At 63.0% G+C, this 1,364-nt stretch carries 1 protein-coding gene; it reads left to right on the forward strand.

Annotation, left to right across the window (positions count from 1 at the left end):
- Positions 1-400: 400 nt before the first annotated feature.
- Positions 401-1,364 (forward strand): winged helix-turn-helix domain-containing protein (locus tag EOA33_RS35920; RefSeq protein WP_145989517.1); only part of this gene is annotated, 964 nt, incomplete at its 3' end.

Genomic DNA, 1,364 nt, shown 5'->3' on the forward strand with positions numbered 1-1,364 from the left:
AGCCGACGACAAGCGCCACGCCGATAAACAGGACGATGGGCAGATACGAACTCAAAAGTGCGTTCATGCTGCGGCTTTCCGTTGGCGGTCAATCCACGTTGATTACAGCAAGCGATCCTATTGCGGAAGCGTGACAGATTCACCGCTGAACCGTTTTAAGGGCCTATGCTGCAACGCGGCGAGGGTTAGCGCAGCGCTTTCGGCGAAGCAAGTCAAACCTTGTTCAAAACGCGACGCTCGACGCCTTATCGAATGAAACTGGTCCGATCCGCTCCTGTTTGATTTCCTTCATTTTTTACTCCACTTTTCTCTCCTGACATATCTCCCGCCATTTGCCTGCTAGCATGGCCGGAATCAGGAACCGCAAATGCGGGCCAAAGGATCAGGACAAGGCTTCCGGATGAAGGAAAAGATATCTCTCACCATGGCCAGGCGCATCGCGCTCGGCGCGCAGGGTTTCACCGACCCGCAACCGGCCGGCACGCCTGATCGCCGCCACCTCGCCCGCGTTCTCTCCCGGACCGGCCTGCTCCAGATCGATTCCGTAAGCGCGGTGGTCCGCGCCCACTATATGCCGCTCTATTCGCGCCTCGGCCCCTACCCGCTGGCGCTGCTCGACAATGCCGCCGTAACGCGCAAACGCAAGGTGTTTGAATACTGGGCGCACGAGGCCTCCTTCCTGCCGGTCGAGACCTGGCCGCTGCTGCGCTGGCGCATGCTGCGCGCCGAGCGGGGTGAGGAAATGTATCTCGGCCTCGCCAAATGGGGCCGCGAGCGCAAGGCGATGATCGAGGAGATCTACGGGCAAGTCGCCGAACGCGGGCCGATCGCCGCCTCCGACATCGAGGGCCACAAGGGCAATGGCGGCTGGTGGGGCTGGAGCGAGGCCAAGCACGCCTTCGAATGGCTGTTCTGGGCCGGCCGCATCACCACCGCCTACCGGCGCGGCTTCGAACGTTACTACGACCTGCCGGAGCGCGTGTTGCCGCAGGCGGTCCTCGACCTGCCGGTTCCCTCGGTCGAGGAAGCGCATCGCGAGCTGCTGCGCATTTCCGCCCGCGCCCATGGCATCGCCACCTATGGCGACCTGCGCGACTATTTTCGCCTGGCGCCCGGCGACACCAAGGACCGGATCGAGGAACTGGTCGAGGCGGGCGAGCTGCTGCCGGTGCGCGTCGAGGGCTGGGACAGGCCCGCCTATCTCCACAAGGACGCCCGCTTTCCGCGCCGAATAAAGGCCCGCGCCCTGCTCGCTCCCTTCGATCCGGTGGTCTTCGAGCGCACGCGGACGGAAAAGCTATTCGACTTCCGCTACCGCATCGAGATCTACACGCCGGCCGAAAAACGCCAGTACGGCTATTATG

The organism is Mesorhizobium sp. M4A.F.Ca.ET.050.02.1.1 (assembly GCF_003997725.1).
Taxonomy (GTDB): Bacteria; Pseudomonadota; Alphaproteobacteria; order Rhizobiales; family Rhizobiaceae; genus Mesorhizobium.